Genomic DNA, 18,810 nt, shown 5'->3' on the forward strand with positions numbered 1-18,810 from the left:
GCATTCTCGCATGCCCGGACGCGCTTTGCTAAGCGCTGCGTTTTGCCGAGCTGCTAGGCTTTGCAAAGCGGTTCCGCTTGCCAGGTACGCAGCGTTCCCGACGACGCGGCCTTGCCAGGCGGCGCAGCGCTGATGTGCCGACGTCGACAACCAGGACGTCGACAACCAGGCGCAGCGCTTGGCCGGCTTCAGCCACGAACAGGCACGGCGCTCAGCCGGCTTCCGCCACGGCCAGGCGCGGTGCGGTCGCGGCCGCACGCTTGAGCTTTTCGGCCAGCTCGGCGCAGTTACCCCCGCAATCCAGGCGCGAACGTTCGATTTCCTGCGGCAGGTGCTCGGCCAGGAAGTCGATGAACACCCGCACCGCCGGCAGCAGGCCGCGGCGCGAGGCGAACACCGCGTGGCAGATGCCTTGCGGCAGCGACCAGTGCGGCAGCACCACTTCCAGCTCGCCGCTGCGCACTGCCTGGGCGCACACGGTTTCCGGCAGCATGGTGATGCCGAAGCCATCGCGCGCCATCGACTGCAGCAACGGGAAATCGAAGCCGGCCAGACGCGGCTGCAGGTCCACGCGGCGCATCTCGCCGTTGGGGCCGTGCAGTTCCCAGCGCTGGTGCGCTTCGTCTTCGCTGGTGCTCATGGTGGTGTGGTTGGCCAGCTCGCTCGGGTCCTTGGGACGCCCGGCGCGGTCCAGGTATTTGGGGCTGGCCACCAGCAACTCCTGCACCTGGCCGAAGCTGCGCATCACCAGGCTGCCGTCGTCGTCCAGGCGCGAACGCACACGCAGCGCGATGTCGTAGCCTTCGTTGATGACGTCGACGCGGCGATTGCTGATGTTGAGCTGCAGCCGCACCTTGGGATACTTGGCCAGGAATTCCGGCAACAGCTTGGGCAGCTGGATCTGCGCCAGCGAGACCGGAACGCTCACACGTACAAGACCGCGCGGCTCGGCACTGAGACGATCCACCACCTCGCGCGCGGCCTGGGCTTCGGCCAGCATGGTCTGCGCGTGCCGATGCACGCTGGTGCCGACGTCGGTGACCGCAAAGCGGCGAGTGGAGCGCTGCAGCAGGCGCACGCCCAGGTCGGTTTCAAGCTGGCTGATACGGCGGCTCAGGCGCGACTTGGGGATCCCGAGCGCACGCTCGGCCGCGGCGAAGCCGCCGTGGTCCACCACCATCGCGAAGTAGTACAGGTCATTCAGGTCGTGCATGGCGCAGGCATCCATGGATAGAACGATAAGTGACATTTAATCACCTTTATTCCAGCAGAGCAACGACCTGATACATCAGAAATGTAGTTCCTTGCATCCAGACCATCGGACTCTTGCGCACGGAGCTTCATCTTTTTTACCAAGGCAACGCCCCAGCACCCGGCACAGATGTCGGCAGGTAGCGCTCGCTAGATCCGCCGGGGTCTTCCAGGCGCCGCAGCAGGCCTTGCGCCATGAAAATGCAAACGGGGCCAGTGATGGCCCCGTTTTTGATCAATATGTTTAACAACTCCGCCATCGCAACCTGGGCGGCTGAGCGGCCGCGCGAGCAACACGCTCAACAAGGCTGACGAGCGAGCCGCAGCTGGCAGTCGCCAGCCGCCAGTCGAGGCTGCCTGCCCGCCCGACATCGAGCATGAAGATGCACGCCCATTCCAGGCATCGGCCGCGCCCGTCTGGACACCGCGCAGCCGGTGCCTCGGCCGCTCTTATCCGATCCGCTCGAGCCCGCCCATATACGGACGCAGCGCCTCGGGCACATCGATCGAGCCGTCGGCGTTTTGGTAGTTCTCCATCACCGCGATCATCGCGCGTCCCACGGCAGTGCCGGAGCCGTTGAGCGTGTGCAGCAGCTCCGGTTTGCCGCTGGCCGGGTTACGCCAGCGCGCCTGCATGCGCCGCGCCTGGAAATCGCCGCAGTTCGAGCACGACGAAATCTCGCGATAGGTGTCCTGCGACGGCAGCCACACCTCCAGATCGTAGGTCTTGATCGCCGAGAAGCCCATGTCGCCGGTGCACAGCAGCACCTTGCGATACGGCAGGCCGAGTTTTTCCAGCACCACTTCGGCGCAGCGGGTCATGCGCTGATGCTCGGCATCGCTGTGTTCCGGCGCGCAGGCGGTGACCAGCTCGACTTTTTCGAACTGGTGCTGGCGGATCATGCCGCGCGTGTCGCGGCCGCCGCTGCCGGCTTCGGCGCGGAAGCACATCGAGTGCGCGGTCATGCGCAACGGCAGACGCTCGGCATCGACGATTTCGTCGCGCACGATATTGGTCAGCGGCACTTCCGAGGTGGGAATCAGATAGCGGCACGACTCGCCCACTTCGGTCTGAAACAGGTCGTCCTCGAATTTGGGCAGTTGTCCGGTGCCGCGCATCGACTCGGCATTGACCAGCAGCGGCACGTTGGTTTCTTCATAGCCATGCTCGCCGACATGCAGGTCGAGCATGAATTGCGCCAGCGCGCGGTGCAGCCGCGCGACCGGCCCGCGCAGCACGGTGAAACGCGCACCCGACAGCTTGGCGGCAGTCTCGCCGTCCAGCCAGCCGTGCGGTGCACCGAGTTCCACATGGTCTTTGACCGGGAAGTCGAACTGGCGCGGCGTGCCCCAGCGCGACTGCTCGACATTCTCGCTCTCGTCCTTGCCCTGCGGCACGTCGTCGGCCGGCAGATTGGGCAGGCCCAGCGCGATGGTCTCCAGCTTGGCGCGAATCACCTCCAACGCGTCTTCGGAGGCCTTGAGCTCATCGCCGAAACCGGCCACTTCGGCCATCAGCGCAGTGACATCCTCTCCCTTGGCCTTGGCCTGCCCGATCGCCTTGGACTTGGAGTTGCGCTGACTCTGCAGCTCCTGCGTGCGCACCTGGATGCGCTTGCGCTCGCTTTCCAGCGACTCCAGTTCCGCGGTGTCCAGGGAGAAACTGCGCGTGCTGCGCAGGCGCTCGGCAAGGTCGGCGGGATGTTGGCGAAGCAGGGCCGGATCTAGCATCGGGAGTCTGTGTGTCGGTAGGAAGCGCGAGATTATCGCCTGTTCCGCCACCTGCTGCGATCGATTCACCGCCGCTATGCCAGAATTGGCCCGATCCTTCAGGTGAGCCCTATGCCCGCGCCCCGCCCTGCGTCCGATCGGCAGATTGTCCTGCGACTGCCCCGCCACACCCTGAAAATTGCCGGTATCGCCTTCGTTGCCGGCCTGCTGCTGTTCCTGCTGGTGTGGGCCACCGGCCGCAAGGACGACTTCTACAAGGCCTCGCCGGCGCAACCGGCTGCGGGTGCGCAGGCCGACGACAACATCCAGCCGCTGCCCGCGCCGCTGCCGGCCCAGGACGGCGCCAGCGACATGCCACAGGCCAAACCACCCGAAGAAACCCCGACACTGGTGGAAACCGCACCGCCAGCCCCGCCCGCGCCGACGCCCTTGCCGGAGGACGCGGTTCCCGGCGCGCCGGGCGCAGCACAGGCAAACACCGCGGCGGCTGCAGGCGGAGATCGCCCGGTGCCGATGCAGGGCCAGATGCCGCCGCCGCGCTATCCCTCGGCTGCCCTGCGTCGCGGCGATGCCGGCGATGTGGTGGTGCGGGTGGACGTGGACGCGGCGGGCAATCCGGGCGGGGTGACGCTGGTGCAACGCAGCGGCTCGCGCGATCTGGACCGCGCCGCGATGGAAGCGGTGCGTCACTGGCGCTTCCATCCGGCGCAGCGCAACGGCCAGCCGATTGCCGGCAGTCTGGATATCCCGTTCGAGTTCAAGCCGGCGCAGTAAGCCCCGCCGATACGCCGCGTCGTGCGCACCGCACACGACGGCGGCCAGACTGCCGCAATCGACGAACACCACTGCGCGTTAACCGGACAAGGCGGGGCGAACCAGCTCCCGACTCGGCTTGACCAAGCTGAATGTCTACCGCCGTTTAAACCTTCCCGAGCGCCCTGCCTTAGCTGGCCCTCAGGCAAGGCCGACCAGACTGGCCACGTCATCCCAAAGATGCGCCAGGAGGCCGGCCATGTCCTTCATCTCCAATCCTTCGTCACACCCTACCCAGGCACTGCCGCAGCGCTCCGTGCATGCGGAAGACCGCGTGGGCGACGACACGGCCGACGGCGCCTTGCCATGGCTGTGGGCGACCCTGCTGGCGTTGCTGGTGGTGGTGCCGACCTGGTGGTGGGCCCGCCATAGCGATGAATCGTTTGCGACCGACACGCGCCCCGCGCCTGCGGCCAGTCGCCAGATCCTGCCGACCTCGGAGGGTCCGCGTGCGATGACCATGATCGCGCACCAACCCGCGCGCGCGGCGATCAGCACCCAAGAAGCGATTCCGCTGCCGGGCAATGCGGTGCCGAGCTACCCGTCGGACATCGCGCAGGCCGGGATCGCAGGCAGCCGCACCGCGCGACTGCAGCTGGACGTGCAAGGCCGGGTGAGCGATGTGAGCATCGTCGATCGCAGTGGCAGCAATGATCCGCGCCTGGATGCAGCGGTGATGGACAGCTTGCGTCAGTGGCGTTTCGAGCCAGCCACCCGCGATGGCCACGCCGTCGTCAGCAGCGTGCAGGTGCCGGTGGAGTTCACCGCCGAGCACTGAGCGGGATCATCAACCAAGTCGGATCGCAGTGGCGCCGTGCTGGCTGTAATGCGGTATCCAAGCGTCGACTGACAGGCGTTACGACGCCTTTGGTCGACCGCTCCTCATCCGAAGAGCAGTCCTCAACCAGCAAGAGAACTGCCCGCCTTTCCTACTGAAGCCGTTTCACTACTCAGGCCGTTTCAAGCCCGAAACCGGCGCCCCGCGCCAGGCTGTCGAAGCCCGGGAACGAGGTTGCGACATTGGCCACGTCATTGACCCGCACGCTGCCGGTGGACAGCTGCCCGGCAATGGCAAACGCCATCGCGATGCGGTGGTCGCCGTGGCTTTCGATCACGCCGCTGCCGATGCTGCCGCCGTGAATGGTGGCGCCATCCGGGGTTTCGTCCACACGCACGCCCAGCGCGCGCAGCCCGGTGGCCATGGCTGCAAGGCGGTCGGACTCCTTGACCCGCAGTTCGGCAGCGCCGGTGACCACCGTCTGCCCGGTTGCCGCAGCGGCGGCCACGAACAGCGCCGGGAATTCGTCGATCATGTCCGGCACCAGCGCTTCGGGAATCTGCACGCCCCGCAACGGTGCATAGCGCACGCGCAGATCGGCCACCGGCTCGCCGCCATGTTCGGCATGACGTTCTTCGGCGATATTCGCGCCCATCAGCCGGAGTGCCGCCAGCAACCCGGTGCGACGTGGATTCAGGCCTACCGCACGCAGCAGCACCTCCGAACCGGGAATGATGCTGGCTGCCACGATGAAGAACGCCGCCGACGAGAAATCGGCAGGCACGGCGATATCGGTGGCGCGCAGACGCTGACCACCGCGCAACCGCGCCTTGCCGGGCGAAAAATCGATCTCCACCCCAAACGCGGACAACATGCGCTCGGTGTAATCGCGGGTGGGATGCGGCTCGCTGACCGACGTCTCGCCCTGCGCATACAGGCCTGCCAGCAACACCGCGGATTTGACCTGCGCGCTGGCGACCGGCGAGACGAAGTCGATGCCATGCAAGGTCTGGCCGCCGTGCACACGCAGCGGCGGGGTGCCGTCGTCCTCGGTGTCGATGCGCGCGCCCATCTGTGCCAGCGGGCCGGTCACGCGCCGCATCGGGCGCTTGGACAGCGACGCATCGCCGACCAACTCGCTATCGAAACGCTGCGCGGCCAGCAGGCCGGCGAGCAGACGCATGCCGGTGCCGGCGTTGCCACAGTCCAGCGCCTGGCTGGGCGGCTGCAGGCCATCCACGCCGACGCCGTGCACGATGCGCTGCGACGCCGACGGCGTGTCGATGCGCACACCGAGCTGGGCGAAAATGGCCGCGGTGGAGCGCGTGTCTTCGCCTTCGAGAAAGCCGTCGATCTGCGAGACGCCATCGGCCAGCGCGGCGAACATCACTGCGCGGTGCGAGACCGACTTGTCGCCGGGAATGGCCAGGCTGCCCTGCAATGCGCTGCCCTGCCGGGCGATCCAGTGGTGCGTGCTGCTGCTCATGCGTGTGATCCGATTGCTGCGGCATCGCCCTGTGCGGCGATGCGCGTTGAAGAGTGTCGTGGCGCTACCGTCACCTCGGCCGGTGACGGCGCGCCCGTCAGGACTGCGCTGGCGCGACGCACGGTGCTCAGGGAATGGCGACCGGGTACGAGCCCAGCACCTTGATCTGCGCCGAGTGCGCTTCCAGTTCGGCCAGCGCCTGCTTCATCGCCTCGTCTTCCACGTGGCCGGCCAGGTCGATGAAGAAGCCGTATTCCCACTTGGCCTGATGCGAGGGACGCGACTCGATGCGGTTCATGCTGATGCCATGCCGCGCGAACGGGCTGAGCACGTCGAACAACGCACCCGGCTTGTCGTGGATGAACACCAGCACCGAGGTGCGGTCATGCCCGGAGGTGGGAAAGATCTGCCGGCCGATCACCAGAAAACGCGTGGTGTTGTCGTCGTCGTCTTCGATCGACTTCATGATGACTTTCTTCAAGCCATACACATGCGCGGCGCTCTCGCCGCCGATCGCCGCGGCATCCTCGGCATTGCGGGCGCGGCGTGCGCCTTCGGCATTGCTGGAGACGGCGATCTTCTCGACCTTGGGCAGGTGCGAACGCAGCCAACCGGCGGTCTGCGCAAACGACTGCGAATGCGCGTAGATGCGCTCGATGTCTTCCAGCCGGCCGTTGCGCGAGAGCAGGTACTGGTGCACGCGCAACTCGACTTCGCCGCAGATTTTCAGGTTGGAGGTCAGGAACATATCCAGGGTGACCTGGATGGTGCCCTGGCCGGAATTTTCCACCGGCACCACGCCGAAATCGGCATTGCCGGCTTCCACTTCCTGGAACACTTCCTCGATGGTCGCCATCGGCAGGCCGACTGCCGAACGGCCGAAGTGCTTGAGCACCGCCTGCTGGCTGAAGGTGCCTTCCGGGCCGAGATAGCCAATCTTCAACGGCTCCTGCTGGGCCAGGCACGCGGACATGATTTCGCGGTACACGTGCACCAGCACTTCATCGCTGAGCGGGCCTTCGTTGCGGTCCACCACCATGCGCAGTACCTGCGCCTCGCGCTCGGGCCGGTAGTAATCCACCGCTGCGGCGAGCTTGCCCTTGGCCTTGCCGACCTGATGGGCGAAGTTGGCGCGTTCGGCGATCAACGCCTGGATGGTGCGGTCGATCTCGTCGATCTTGGCGCGCACGTCGGCCAGCACCGGCGCAGCGGTGGCCGGCTTGGTCGCGCGCTTGTCTGAGGCGTTGGCCGCGGACTTGGCGGCGGACTTGCCTGCCGGCTTGGTCTTGCCGCCGGTGGCGGCACTGGGCTTGCTGGACTTGGGAGCCATCGCTCGGCATTCCTTGAAATTGCGGCGCATGCGCCTGCGCGGCATGCGCCGCGGTCGAATGAAAGACTCAGCCGTGACGCTGCTGGAAGTCGTGCATGAAGCTCGCCAGCGCCTGCGCGCCCGCCACCGGCATCGCGTTGTACAAGGACGCGCGAATGCCGCCGACCGCCTTGTGCCCCTTCAGCGCCAGCAGCCCGGCCGCCTTGGATTCGCTGACGAACAACGCATCCAGCTGCTCGTCGGCCAGGAAGAACGGGATGTTCATGCGCGAGCGCACTGCCGGCTTGACCAGGTTGCGATAGAACCCGCCGGAGCCGTCGATCGCGCCATACACCAGCGCGGCCTTTTCGGCGTTGCGGCGGGCGAACTCGTCCACCCCGCCCTGCTCCAGCATCCACTTCACGGTGAGTCCGAGCAGATACCAGTTCCAGGTCGGCGGCGTGTTGAGCATCGAATCGCGGGCGGCATGCGAGGCGTAGTTGAAGATGTCCGCACGCGGCTGGCCGGCGCGTTCGAGCAACTCGCGCCGCACGATCAGCACCGAGATGCCGACCGGGCCCAGATTCTTCTGCGCGCCGGCATAGATCAGCCCGTAGCGCGACACATCCAGCGGCTCGGAGGCGATCGACGAACTGAAATCGGCAAACAGCGGCAGGGTACCCACCGTCGGCGTGTCGCGGAACTCGACGCCGTGGATGGTTTCGTTGGCGGTGATGTGCACGTAGGCCGAGTGCGGCGACAAGGTCCAGCTGGCCACCGGCGGAATGTCGGTGAAGCCGCCCGCCTGGCCGTCTGCGGCAATGCGCGCATCCACATAGGTGGCCGCCTGCTTGATCGCGGTCTTGCCCCAGTGGCCGGTGATCACGTAGTCGGCGGCCTGGCCGGGTGCGGCGAAATTCAGCGGCAGCAGCGCCTGGATGGTGGTGGCGCCACCGGCAGTGAACAGCACCGCGTAATCGTCGGGAATCGACAACAGGGTGCGCAGATCGGCTTCGGCCGCGGCCGCCACGGCCATGAAATCGGCGCTGCGGTGGCTGATTTCCACGATCGAGGCGCCGACGCCGTTCCACTCGACCATCTCTTCCTGCGCCTGGCGCAGGACCGATTCCGGCAATGTCGCAGGGCCGGCACTGAAATTGAACGCGCGTGTCATGGCACACCTTGGCGAGCTAGCCTTCTAGTATGCCGCAGCGCACCGGCCTTGGCAGCGTTGCAGAAAAGTTGCATGTGCATCCTTCTCACCCATGGCGACGTATGGTTTGCGTAGGCCATCGGCAGCGTCATCACCATGGTCCGGTATTCTCATCAGCAGCCACTGTCAGGAGCGAGCCATGTCCCTTCGCGATGTCTTGAAGACGCCGTCCAGCGAGATCACCGATGAGGCCGTCTACCGCGACCGACGCCGGCTGCTACAGCTGTTTGCGCTGACCCCGGCGCTGGGCGTGGCCGGCTGCGCCGAGGCCGATCCGCCGCCTCCGCCCAAGACCGTGGTGACCCCGGCGCAGGCGCGCAGCGGCTTCCGTACCGCCGAGGAACTGACCCGGCTGGAAGACGTCACCAGCTACAACAACTTCTACGAGTTCGGCACCGACAAGACCGACCCGTCCAAGGCCGCCAAGACCCTGAAGCTGTCGCCGTGGTCGGTGAAGGTCAGCGGCGAATGCGAAAAGCCCGGCAGTCTGTCGCTGGACGAGTTGCTCAAGGGCATCAGCGCGGAGGAACGCATCTACCGGCTGCGCTGCGTGGAAGGCTGGTCGATGGTGATCCCGTGGACGGGCGTGCCGCTCGGCGAGGTGCTCAAGCGCTTCGCACCGACCTCCAAGGCCAAGTACGTGGCATTCACCACGCTGGCCGATCCGCAGCAGATGCCGGGCGTGCGCTACCGCTCGATCAACTGGCCGTACCGCGAGGGCCTGCGCATCGACGAAGCGATGCATCCACTGACCCTGCTGGCCACCGGCCTGTACGGCAAGCCGCTGCCGCAGCAGAACGGCGCGCCGCTGCGGCTGGTGGTGCCGTGGAAGTACGGCTTCAAGAGCATCAAGTCGATCGTGGAAATCCGCTTCGTCGAAAAGATGCCCGAGACCGCGTGGCACGATCTGCAGCCGTCCGAGTACGGCTTCTTTTCCAACGTCAATCCGGCGGTGGATCACCCACGCTGGAGCCAGAAGACCGAGCGCCGTATCGCCGGCACCGCGAGCAAGTTGTTCGCCGAGCGCATCGCGACCAAGCCGTTCAACGGCTATGCGGACCAGGTCGCCTCGCTGTACGCGGGGATGGACCTGAAGAAGTGGTTCTAGGCAGTGATGTCCCCCGCGTAGGAGCGCACCCGGGCGCGACGGGCGTTACCAGGAATGCCCGTCGCGCCCGGGTGCGCTCCTACGATGCATGTTGATGCCCGCGCGGCATCGCTCCCTTCTTCGAGATCGCATGGCCAAGACCTCCGCATCCCTGATCGCCGCCAAGACCCTGGTGCATGTCGCCGCGCTGACCCCGATCGCCTTGCTCGGCTGGCAGTTCTGGCAGGTATGGCAAACCGGCAGCGATGCGCTGGGCGCCGATCCGGTGGCCGAAATCGAGCACCGCACCGGGCTGTGGGCGCTGCGCTTCCTGTTGATCACCCTGGCGATCACGCCGCTGCGCCACCTCACCGGCCAGGCGACGCTGATCCGCTTCCGGCGCATGCTCGGGCTGTACGCATTCTTCTACGCCAGCGTGCATCTGGCGGCCTACCTGAGCCTGGATCTGCGCGGCTTCTGGACGCAGATCTTCGAGGAGATCCTCAAGCGCCCCTACATCACGGTCGGCTTTGCGGCATGGCTGCTGCTGGTGCCGCTGGCGATCACCTCCACCCAGGGCTGGATGCGGCGGCTCAAGCGCAATTGGGGCCGCCTGCACATGCTGATCTACCCGATCGGCTTGCTGGCGGTACTGCATTTCTGGTGGCTGGTGAAATCCGACATCCGCGAACCGGCGCTATATGCCGGCATTCTGGCGGTGCTGTTGGGCTGGCGGATCTGGAAGAAACTCAGCGCGCGCCGAACCACAGCAAGGCGCTCAACGCCGCCGCCAGCAACACCGCGCTGAGCAGCAGCCACGGCCAGCGCGCCACCTTGACCGGCGCACGCGCCGGTTCGCCGGGCGCGCGTGGTGGCGGCAACGGCTCCGACTCCGGAAGGTCCCAGGTGGTGCCGTGATGGGTGCGCGGCACCTCCACGACAAAGCGATGGCGGGCATCGAACACCACCTGGTCGCCGGCCTGCAGCCAGCCGTCGCGCACCTGCACGCCGTTGATCCAGCTGCCTTCTTCCGAACCCAGGTCGCGGATCAGCACGCGGTCGCCATGGCGTTCCAGGCGCGCGTGCTGCGCGGCGAAGGCCGGGTCGTCGATGACGATGTCCGCCGCCGGGTCGCTGCCGACCAGGCGTGAGCGGTCCAGGGTGAAGCTGCGCCCGTGATGGCGTCCGCCCAGCCCGCGTAACAACAGGCAGACCTCGCTCAGGCCGGCATCGTCGTCTGCAACGTCGTTGGCCGGCGCGCTCGACGGCGCACTGCGCAGCAGCATCTCCACGCCGTCGGCGTAGATCGCATCGCCGGGGCGCAACAGCGCCATGCGCCGCACCGGACGTCCGTTGACGTGGATGCCGCGGATCCCGTTGGCCACCTGCAGCCACAGCCCGCGCTGGTCCAGGCAGAACTGCGCCAACAGCAACGCTCCCTGCGCATCGGCAACCACCCGCACACTGCCGGAGGCATGGCGGACGATCCGGTGGACGCCGGGCTTGAGGGAATGATCCGGCTGCTGCCGGTGGGTGAAATGAACTTGCAGATCGCGCACCCGCCGCAGCCTAGCAGGTTTGCCCCGCGCCGCGGCCAACAATGTGACCTGCGTCCGGCCGACGCAGGTACGGCACCGAGGTGCGTCGCTGCTCGGCCACACGCGCGCCGCACTTGGAGCCTGGCCCGCGCATGCGCACAATGCACGCTTCTTTCGTCTTTCCCATGGAACCCATGTCCAGCATCGATATCCGCCATGACCATGCCTTGCCGCCGGCCCAGGCCCGCGCAGCGATCGACGCGGCGGCGCGCAAGTTGACCGATCGCTATGGCGTCGCCTCGCATTGGGAAGGCGATACCTTGCGCATCGCGCGGGCCGGCGTGGATGGGGCGATCACCCTGCTGCCGCAGCAGGTACATGTCACCGCCGAGCTCGGCTTCCTGTTGTCGGCGATGCAGCCGATGGTGGAATCGGAGATCCGTCGCCTGCTGGCCGAAAAACTCGTCTGAGCCGCAGTGTCGCTGGTCCGGGCCTGATCGCCCGGCCATGCCCTGACCGCACCGGTGCTTCAGCGACAAGTCACCCGCGCGGCCCATTGCAGGCGGATGCTCTGGACGTGTTTCACCTGCTCGATGCAGTGCCGGGACTAGGGTGAAGGCAACGTCACTTTGGCAACCCACAGGAGCATTCCATGACGACCGGATACGATCAGAACGGCAAGCGCGACGATGCCGCGCACGGCTTCCAGGCGCAGGCAGAACAGATTTCGCGCCGGCTCGGCGAATCGGCACAGACGGTGTGGCTAGCCGGGCTCGGTGCGCTGGGAAGGGTGCAGAGCGAGGGTGGCAAGTTGTTCGATTCGCTGGTGCGCGAAGGCGCAGCCTACGAGCGCAGCGGCCAGCGCAAGGCGGCCGAAAGCGTCGATGAGCTGCGCGAAGAGGTGGAAACCCAGTTCGAACAGGCACGCGACACTGCCGTGCGCGGCTGGGACAAGCTGGGCAAGGCCTTCGACGAACGCGTCAAGGGCGTGCTGCGCACGCTCAACATTCCCGAGCAGGACGAACTGGAAAACCTGCGCCGCGAGGTGGAATCGCTCAAGGCCCAGGTGCGCGCCAATACCGCCGCGACCAAGCGCGCCAACCGCACCGCCAATCAGGCCGCGCAGGCCGCCAGCAGCGACACCACCGGCTCGACCAGCGGCAACTCCAGTCCTGGCAGCGCTGCGTTCGATGGTGAATAAGCCGGCCCGACAATGTTGCAAAGCAGCATGATTTTTTAGACAATCGGGAAGGACCCGCCAGTCCTGTAATACGAAGTCCGTTTGCTCCCCTCCCCTCACGGCTTCGGACTGGCGGGTCTTTCGCTATCTGGATCACGGTGCGTGGTATCGCCGCTCGCGATCCATTGACGAATCTGCGGCGAAAGATTCTTCTAGGCGTACCGCTTCGTCATACGTTCCATACCTTCGCTTGATGCTCATGACTTCCTGGATTGTGGCGCTTGTGGCTTCCCTGCTGCTCTGGCTGGGAGTGTGTGCGTATGTGTGGCTGGTGCGCCGCCGTGCCAACGAAACCAGCGAGGGCGTGCGTGCGTTGGCGGCGATGCACTGGCGCGACTTTTCCGCCGTGGTGCAGCGCGTGCTGCAGGAGCAACGCGGCTGGCAACCCACGCAGGTGCCGCAGGACGGCCTGCCGACGGCCGACTTCATGATGCAGACCGAACACGGCACGCGCCTGGTGGCCTGCAAGCACGGGCGCGGCTACCGCATCGGCGTGGCAGCGGTGAACGAGCTGGGTGCGATGGCGCGGCTGGCCGGCGCGGGCGGCGGCGTGATGGTGACCGAGGGCCGCATGGAACGCGAAGGCCTGGCGGCCGCCGAGAAGCAGTCCATCGAAGTGCTGGATGGTGTGCGCCTGTGGCCCTTGCTCAAACCGTATTTGCCGGGCGATGTGGAAACCGGCGTGGTCGGCATGGCGCGCCGTCGCGCAATCCGTCACAGCCTTATTGCCGGTGCAGCGCTGGCGACCCTGGCGCTGGTTGCGGTGCTGGCCTTGCAACCGGTGGCGCCGTCTACGCCCACGCAGCAGGCAACGGTGGTGGCCGCCCCACGCGCTGCCGCAGCGGTCGCTGCAACACCTGCACCGCAGAGCGCGAGCTCGCCGCAGGCCGCGTCGCCATCAGCCGCACCGCCTGCATTGACGCCACTGGCAGGCGATGCCGAACCGGATGCGGCAACCATGCAGGGCTATCAGCGCGAGGTGTCCAAGGCGCTGGCACAGACGCCCGGCCTGGTGCGCGGCATCTGGATCACCCAGGCAACGCTGGCGGTGGATCGCTCGGTTGACGATGCGGCGGCGTGGCCGTTGATCTGCCGCGAACTGCAGCGCTACCCCTACCTGCGCACCGTGCGCGTGCAACTCAATCCGCGCCCCGGCGTGGACGAAGCGGTGCGCTGGCGGCAGTGCACGACGATCTGATTCACGCATCGCCCCATGCGCCTGCGCGCGAGGTTTGAGGCTCAGCGCATTCCCGGCGCGAACCGTGCCACCAGGTCGTAGGATCCGCCCAGGAACAACTGCCGCACGTAGGTGACCGGCTGGTCGCCGCGCCAGGTGTGGCGATCGATGACCAGACAGGCCGCGCCATCGTCCACCTGCAGGCGTTCGGCTTGCGCGGGGTCCGCACTGACGGCACTGATGCGGTGCTCGGCGCGCGTCCACGGCACGTTGCGCAACAACCAGCTGCCCGGCGCCACGTCGGTGAACGGCTGCAGCAATGCCTCGGGCACGGTGGTGATGTCGATCACCCGCTGCTCCAGCGCGAACGGGCGGCCGTCTGCCAGGTGCACGCTTTCCAGCGCCAGCACCTTGCCGCTGCTGCCCAGGGCACGCTCCTGGGGCACGCGCAGGCGCGGGCTGCGCAGTCGGCGTGACAGCAGCGCGAACCGGTAGAGGTGGCCGCGCGCGGTCATCTCCACTTCGATGTCGGGGATCGACAACGCGACCTGCTCCAGATGCGGATGCGGGCGCGCCACGAACGAGCCGGTGCGGCGCCGGCGTTCGATCATGCCGGCATCGGCAAGCAGGCCGAGTACCTTGTTCACGGTCATGCGCGAACAGCCGTATTGCGCCATCAGCTCGTGCTCGGGCGGCACCCGGTGACCGGGCGGCCAGTCGCCACTGTGGATGCGGCGTTCCAGATCCTGCCGGATGCGTTGATGCAGGGTGCCGGGCGCGGCGGTGGGGGTGGCGGTCAAAACAGGTCTCCGGTCAGACCCGCATTGTGCGCGCATCCGCTCATCTGCTCAGCAGCGATCGCAGAACCCCGGCAAAACGCGTAGCAATCCGCGTGCGATCCACATGGCGCCCGTCGCGCACCACCGGTTGCCCGGCGCGCCAGACGGTGCGCACCGCACCGCCGCGCGCGGCGAACAGCCAACTGTCCAGCAGCGCGTCGTCGTTGCGGGCCAGCAGCGCCGGATGGGTCGGGTCCAGTTCGAGCAGATCGGCCGATGCGCCGACCCGGATGCCGCTGCGCGCAATGCCCAGGGCCTGCGCCGCACCCTCGCCCGCCTGCTCGAACAACCAACGCCCGCTGGAGGCGCCCGCCTGCACCAGCACATTGCGCGCCTGCAGCTGCAGACGCTGGCCGTATTCGAGCAGGCGCAGTTCTTCGGCCGCGTCGATCAACACATTCGAATCCGAGCCCACCCCAAAGCGCCCACCCGCAGCGGCAAATGCCTGCATCGGGAACAGGCCGTCGCCCAGATTCGCCTCGGTGATCGGGCACAGCCCGACCACCGCGCCGTTGTCGACGATGCCCTGCAGCTCGCTCGCGTCCACATGCGTGGCATGCACCAGGCACCAGCGCGCATCCACCGGCGCGTTGGCCAGCAGCCACTGCAGCGGGCGCTGGCCGGACCAGGCCAGGCAGGCCTGGACCTCGCGCTGCTGCTCGGCGATATGGATATGGATCGGGCCATCGGTGAGCGGCACCAACGCCGCCAACTGTTCCGGCGTGACCGCGCGCAGGCTGTGTGGCGCCAGCCCGAGCACGGCATCCGGCAATGTTTTCAGGCTGCCCTTGCAGTCGTCCAGCAACCGCGCGAAGCCGTCGATGTCGTGGATCAAACGACGCTGCGCTGTGCTGGGCGCGATGCCACCGAAATCCGCATGCGCATAGAACACCGGCAACAGCGTCAGCCCGATGCCGGTGTTGGCGGCGGCAGCAGCGATGCGCCCGGACATTTCGCCGGCCTGCGCATACGCCGCGCCGCCGGGGCTGTGGTGCAGGTAATGGAATTCGCCGACGCGGGTGAAGCCGCTTTCGAGCATCTCCACATAGGCCTGTTCGGCGATCGCCTGCAGGCTGTCCGGATCGAGCCGGTCGACGAAGCGGTACATCAACTCGCGCCAGCTCCAGAAACTGTCGCCGCTGCGCCCGCCCACTTCGGTCAGCCCGGCCATACCGCGCTGGAATGCGTGGCTATGCAGGTTGCCCAGCCCGGGCAGCAGCCGCTCGACCCGGCTGTCGCCGGCAGCGGGTGCGGTGCCGGGCTGCACCGAGGCGATGCGCCCCTGGGCCAGCGTGATCCGCACGTCGCCCGCCCAGCCATCGGGCAGGAAAGCCCGCGCTGCCCACAACGCCTGCACCTGTTGGTCTGCCACTGGACACCCTTGATTGCCGGTTCTATTGTATATACATATCAGACACCACGAGCCTGCGCCATGCATTGCGACGTCCTCTGGCACAACGCACAGCTGATGACCCTGGACGCAGCCGATGGTGGCCTGGGCATCGTGGACGATGGCGTTCTGGCCTGCCAGGACGGCCGCATCACCTACGCCGGCCCGGCCGCGCAGGCCCCGGCGCTAAAAGCGGACGTTGCGCACGATTGCCGGCGCCGCTGGATCAGCCCCGGCCTGATCGATTGCCATACCCATCTGGTGTATGCAGGCAATCGCGCCAACGAATTCGAGCAACGCCTGCGCGGTGCCAGTTATGCCGAGATTGCCGCAGCCGGCGGCGGCATCGTGGCCACGGTGCGCGCCACCCGCGCCGCCGACGACGCAGCGCTGCTGGCCGCCAGCCTGCCGCGCCTGGACGCCATGCTCGCCGAAGGCGTGACCACGCTGGAAATCAAATCCGGCTACGGGCTGACGCTGGAGGACGAAACCAAGCAGCTGCGCGTGGCACGCCAGCTCGCGGCACTGCGCAAGGTCGAAGTGGTGCCGACCTTCCTCGGTGCGCATGCGGTGCCGCCGGGCGGCGATGCGCAGACCTATATCGACGCCGTCTGCACGCAGATGATTCCGGCGATCGCCGCGCAAGGGCTTGCCGAGGCGGTGGACGTGTTCTGCGAGCATCTGGCGTTCTCGCCCGCGCAGGCCGAACAGGTCTTCCGTGCCGCGCAGGCACATGGCCTGGACATCAAGATCCATGCCGAGCAACTGAGCAATCAGCATGGCGCGCAACTGGCCGCACGCCATGGCGCGTTGTCGGCCGATCACATCGAATACCTGGATGACGCCGGCATTGCGGCGATGGCCGGCGCCGGCACCGTCGCGGTGCTGTTGCCGGGCGCGTTCTATTTCACCCGCGACACCCAGCTGCCGCCGATCGCGGCGTTGCGCGCCGCCGGCGTGCCGCTGGCCTTGGCCACCGACTGCAACCCGGGCACCTCGCCGCTGACCAGCCCGCTGCTGGCGATGAACATGGCCGCCACGCTGTTCCGCATGACCGTGGACGAATGCATCGCCGGGTTCACCCGCGAAGCCGCACGCGCACTCGGGCGCGGCGAGCGACTGGGCCGGCTGCGCGCCGGCCTGCACTGCGACCTGGCGATCTGGGACATCGATGCGCCGGCCGACCTGGTCTACCGCATGGGCTTCAACCCTCTTCATGCCCGCGTCTGGCGCGGGCATTCCTGCTGAATCCGGAGTCATCATGAGTGCTTCTATTGTCTTGCAGCCCGGCCAGGTCACGCTGGCGCAGTGGCGTGCGCTGTATCGCGGCGCCGACGTCGTGCTGGGCGACGCCTGCGCGGCCGCGGTGCTGCGCAGCGCGCAGACGGTGGAGGCCATCGTGGCGCGCGGCGAGCCGGTGTATGGCGTCAATACCGGCTTCGGCAAGCTGGCCAGCGTGCGCATCGAGCGCGAGGACCTGCAGACCCTGCAGCGCAATATCGTGCTCTCGCACGCCGCCGGCGTCGGCGAGCCCACGCCGGTGCCGGTGGTGCGGCTGATGATGGCGCTCAAGCTCACCAGCCTGGCCCAGGGTGCTTCCGGGGTACAGCCGCAGACGCTGGCATTGCTGGACGCGATGCTGCGCCTGGGCATCACGCCGGTGGTGCCGTGCCAGGGCTCGGTCGGTGCCTCCGGCGATCTGGCACCGCTGTCGCACCTGGCTGCGGTGATGATCGGCGTCGGCGAAGCCTTCGTCGGCGGGCAACGCCTGCCTGCCGCCGACGCTCTGGCGCAAGCGCAGCTGCAGCCGCGCGTGCTGGGCGCCAAGGAAGGCCTGGCGCTGCTCAACGGCACCCAGTTCTCCACCGCCTGCGCCTTGGCCGGCCTGTTCGAGATCGAAACCGTGTTGCAGGCCGCGTTGGTCACCGGCGCGCTGTCGGTGGAAGCGGCCAAGGGCTCGGACACGCCGTTCGATGCGCGCATCCATGCCTTGCGTGGCCAGCCGGGGCAGATCGCCACCGCTGCCGCGCTGCGCGCGCTGATGGCCGATTCGAGCATCCGCGAATCGCACCGGCTCGGCGATGTGCGCGTGCAGGATCCGTACTGCCTGCGCTGCCAGCCGCAGGTGATGGGCGCGGCGCTGGACATCATGCGTCAGGCCGCACGCACGCTGGAGATCGAGGCCAATGGTGTCTCGGATAACCCGCTGGTGTTCAGCGATACCGGCGAGGCGTTGTCCGGCGGCAACTTCCACGCCGAGCCGGTGGCCTTCGCAGCCGACATGCTGGCGATGGCGGTCTGCGAAATCGGCTCGATCAGCGAACGCCGCACCGCGATGCTGGTCGACCCGGCCTTGTCGGGCCTGCCGGCGTTCCTCACCCCGCGCCCGGGCCTGAATTCCGGCTTCATGATTCCGCAGGTCACCGCTGCGGCCCTGGTGTCGGAAAACAAGCAGCGTGCGTATCCGGCCAGTGTCGATTCGATCCCGACCTCGGCCAATCAGGAAGATCATGTGTCGATGGCCGCGCATGGCGCGCGGCGTCTGCTGGCGATGGCCGAGAACGCCGCGCACGTGATCGGCATCGAATTGCTGGCGGCCGTGCAAGGCTGCGACTTCCATGCGCCGCTGCGCTCCAGCGCCGCGCTGGAAGCCGCGCGCGCCCTGCTGCGCGCGCAGGTACCGACCCTGCAGGACGACCGCTATTTCCATCCCGACATGCTGGCGGCCAGTGCGTTGGTGCGTTCGGGCGCGCTCGCGCAGGCGGTCGCCATCGCCTTGCCAGGCGTGGAGCAGCACGCATGACGCGCCACCTCGCAGCCGCTGGAATGAGCTCGGCAGCGTGGTGTCCGCGCGTGCAAGGTCTCGCATCACTGCCGAGCGCGCATCTGCGCGACCACCATGCACTGCGGCCGATACGCGCGCGCGGACTGCTTGCGCGTCAGGCCGTGGTGCGCGCC

The 18,810-nt window shown here is 67.4% G+C and carries 17 protein-coding genes; 9 read left to right on the plus strand and 8 right to left on the minus strand.

The window, feature by feature from the left end:
* Positions 1–211: 211 nt before the first annotated feature.
* Together AC1KVE_RS13565 and serS are read right to left on the minus strand one after the other, a co-directional pair.
* Positions 212–1,228 (minus strand): LysR family transcriptional regulator, encoded by a 1,017-nt coding sequence (locus AC1KVE_RS13565; protein ID WP_016903391.1) that lies wholly within the window; start codon positions 1,226–1,228, stop codon positions 212–214.
* Between the two features lie 473 nt (positions 1,229–1,701).
* Positions 1,702–2,982, minus strand: a complete 1,281-nt coding sequence (gene serS, locus AC1KVE_RS13570) for a serine--tRNA ligase (RefSeq protein WP_104608083.1) — start codon at positions 2,980–2,982, stop codon at positions 1,702–1,704.
* A 111-nt stretch (positions 2,983–3,093) separates the two neighbouring features.
* Here serS and AC1KVE_RS13575 point away from each other — a divergent pair, with 111 nt between their 5' ends.
* Both AC1KVE_RS13575 and AC1KVE_RS13580 read left to right on the plus strand, forming a co-directional pair.
* Positions 3,094–3,756, plus strand: a complete 663-nt coding sequence (locus AC1KVE_RS13575) for an energy transducer TonB (protein WP_181140913.1) — start codon at positions 3,094–3,096, stop codon at positions 3,754–3,756.
* A gap of 349 nt (positions 3,757–4,105) precedes the next feature.
* Positions 4,106–4,573, plus strand: coding sequence for an energy transducer TonB (locus tag AC1KVE_RS13580; RefSeq protein WP_065032393.1), 468 nt, complete (start codon positions 4,106–4,108; stop codon positions 4,571–4,573).
* A 172-nt stretch (positions 4,574–4,745) separates the two neighbouring features.
* On the opposite strand, the gene aroA is transcribed toward AC1KVE_RS13580, so the two are convergent.
* From aroA to serC, 3 genes are all read right to left on the minus strand, one after another.
* Positions 4,746–6,059 carry a 3-phosphoshikimate 1-carboxyvinyltransferase gene (gene aroA, locus AC1KVE_RS13585; protein WP_104608081.1) on the minus strand — a complete coding sequence of 438 codons (1,314 nt, stop codon included), beginning with the start codon at positions 6,057–6,059 and terminating at the stop codon, positions 4,746–4,748.
* Between the two features lie 127 nt (positions 6,060–6,186).
* Positions 6,187–7,389 carry a prephenate dehydratase gene (gene pheA / locus AC1KVE_RS13590; RefSeq protein WP_054592844.1) on the minus strand — a complete coding sequence of 401 codons (1,203 nt, stop codon included), beginning with the start codon at positions 7,387–7,389 and terminating at the stop codon, positions 6,187–6,189.
* 67 nt (positions 7,390–7,456) lie between these two features.
* On the minus strand, positions 7,457–8,542 hold the full coding sequence (gene serC / locus AC1KVE_RS13595; protein WP_104575045.1) for a phosphoserine transaminase: 1,086 nt from the start codon (positions 8,540–8,542) through the stop codon (positions 7,457–7,459).
* A 178-nt stretch (positions 8,543–8,720) separates the two neighbouring features.
* On the opposite strand from serC, the gene msrP reads away from it, so the two are divergent.
* Both msrP and msrQ read left to right on the plus strand, forming a co-directional pair.
* Positions 8,721–9,689 (plus strand): protein-methionine-sulfoxide reductase catalytic subunit MsrP, encoded by a 969-nt coding sequence (gene msrP, locus AC1KVE_RS13600; RefSeq protein WP_024940184.1) that lies wholly within the window; start codon positions 8,721–8,723, stop codon positions 9,687–9,689.
* A 130-nt stretch (positions 9,690–9,819) separates the two neighbouring features.
* Positions 9,820–10,476 (plus strand): protein-methionine-sulfoxide reductase heme-binding subunit MsrQ, encoded by a 657-nt coding sequence (gene msrQ / locus AC1KVE_RS13605; RefSeq protein WP_481092231.1) that lies wholly within the window; start codon positions 9,820–9,822, stop codon positions 10,474–10,476.
* Here the strand turns inward: msrQ and AC1KVE_RS13610 are convergent.
* Entirely contained in the window at positions 10,418–11,227 is an 810-nt protein-coding gene (locus AC1KVE_RS13610; protein WP_065032371.1) for an FHA domain-containing protein, read from the minus strand. The genes msrQ and AC1KVE_RS13610 overlap by 59 nt on opposite strands.
* 173 nt (positions 11,228–11,400) lie before the next feature.
* On the opposite strand from AC1KVE_RS13610, the gene AC1KVE_RS13615 reads away from it, so the two are divergent.
* The 3 genes from AC1KVE_RS13615 to AC1KVE_RS13625 all read left to right on the plus strand — a co-directional run bounded on the left by AC1KVE_RS13615 (position 11,401) and on the right by AC1KVE_RS13625 (position 13,644).
* Positions 11,401–11,676 carry a polyhydroxyalkanoic acid system family protein gene (locus AC1KVE_RS13615; RefSeq protein ID WP_054592843.1) on the plus strand — a complete coding sequence of 92 codons (276 nt, stop codon included), beginning with the start codon at positions 11,401–11,403 and terminating at the stop codon, positions 11,674–11,676.
* Positions 11,677–11,858: 182 nt separating this feature from the next.
* A complete protein-coding gene (locus AC1KVE_RS13620) occupies positions 11,859–12,407 on the plus strand; it encodes a phasin family protein (RefSeq protein ID WP_046342310.1) in 549 nt (182 codons plus the stop codon).
* A gap of 232 nt (positions 12,408–12,639) precedes the next feature.
* Complete coding sequence (locus AC1KVE_RS13625) at positions 12,640–13,644, plus strand: restriction endonuclease (RefSeq protein ID WP_481092230.1); 1,005 nt, start codon at positions 12,640–12,642, stop codon at positions 13,642–13,644.
* 41 nt (positions 13,645–13,685) lie between these two features.
* Here AC1KVE_RS13625 and hutC read toward each other — a convergent pair whose 3' ends face one another.
* Both hutC and AC1KVE_RS13635 read right to left on the minus strand, forming a co-directional pair.
* Positions 13,686–14,423 (minus strand): histidine utilization repressor, encoded by a 738-nt coding sequence (hutC, locus tag AC1KVE_RS13630; RefSeq protein WP_481093062.1) that lies wholly within the window; start codon positions 14,421–14,423, stop codon positions 13,686–13,688.
* A gap of 40 nt (positions 14,424–14,463) precedes the next feature.
* On the minus strand, positions 14,464–15,834 hold the full coding sequence (locus tag AC1KVE_RS13635; protein ID WP_481092228.1) for a formimidoylglutamate deiminase: 1,371 nt from the start codon (positions 15,832–15,834) through the stop codon (positions 14,464–14,466).
* 60 nt (positions 15,835–15,894) lie between these two features.
* Between AC1KVE_RS13635 and hutI the strand changes: the two genes are divergently transcribed.
* Both hutI and hutH read left to right on the plus strand, forming a co-directional pair.
* On the plus strand, positions 15,895–17,100 hold the full coding sequence (gene hutI / locus AC1KVE_RS13640; RefSeq protein WP_046342306.1) for an imidazolonepropionase: 1,206 nt from the start codon (positions 15,895–15,897) through the stop codon (positions 17,098–17,100).
* A gap of 13 nt (positions 17,101–17,113) precedes the next feature.
* Entirely contained in the window at positions 17,114–18,655 is a 1,542-nt protein-coding gene (gene hutH, locus AC1KVE_RS13645; RefSeq protein ID WP_167762749.1) for a histidine ammonia-lyase, read from the plus strand.
* The last annotated feature ends 155 nt before the right edge of the window (positions 18,656–18,810 follow it).

The sequence above is a fragment of the Xanthomonas sp. NCPPB 2864 genome, from assembly GCF_056675615.1.

Excerpts from the sequence above, each read along its gene's own strand:
- AC1KVE_RS13565 (WP_016903391.1), bottom strand. The coding sequence starts at position 1,228 with ATGGATGCCTGCGCCATGCACGACCTGAATGACCTGTACTACTTCGCG.
- serS (WP_104608083.1), bottom strand. The coding sequence starts at position 2,982 with ATGCTAGATCCGGCCCTGCTTCGCCAACATCCCGCCGACCTTGCCGAG.
- AC1KVE_RS13575 (WP_181140913.1), top strand. The coding sequence starts at position 3,094 with ATGCCCGCGCCCCGCCCTGCGTCCGATCGGCAGATTGTCCTGCGACTG.
- aroA (WP_104608081.1), bottom strand. The coding sequence starts at position 6,059 with ATGAGCAGCAGCACGCACCACTGGATCGCCCGGCAGGGCAGCGCATTG.
- pheA (WP_054592844.1), bottom strand. The coding sequence starts at position 7,389 with ATGGCTCCCAAGTCCAGCAAGCCCAGTGCCGCCACCGGCGGCAAGACC.
- serC (WP_104575045.1), bottom strand. The coding sequence starts at position 8,542 with ATGACACGCGCGTTCAATTTCAGTGCCGGCCCTGCGACATTGCCGGAA.
- msrP (WP_024940184.1), top strand. The coding sequence starts at position 8,721 with ATGTCCCTTCGCGATGTCTTGAAGACGCCGTCCAGCGAGATCACCGAT.
- msrQ (WP_481092231.1), top strand. The coding sequence starts at position 9,820 with ATGGCCAAGACCTCCGCATCCCTGATCGCCGCCAAGACCCTGGTGCAT.
- AC1KVE_RS13615 (WP_054592843.1), top strand. The coding sequence starts at position 11,401 with ATGTCCAGCATCGATATCCGCCATGACCATGCCTTGCCGCCGGCCCAG.
- AC1KVE_RS13620 (WP_046342310.1), top strand. The coding sequence starts at position 11,859 with ATGACGACCGGATACGATCAGAACGGCAAGCGCGACGATGCCGCGCAC.
- AC1KVE_RS13625 (WP_481092230.1), top strand. The coding sequence starts at position 12,640 with ATGCTCATGACTTCCTGGATTGTGGCGCTTGTGGCTTCCCTGCTGCTC.
- hutI (WP_046342306.1), top strand. The coding sequence starts at position 15,895 with ATGCATTGCGACGTCCTCTGGCACAACGCACAGCTGATGACCCTGGAC.
- hutH (WP_167762749.1), top strand. The coding sequence starts at position 17,114 with ATGAGTGCTTCTATTGTCTTGCAGCCCGGCCAGGTCACGCTGGCGCAG.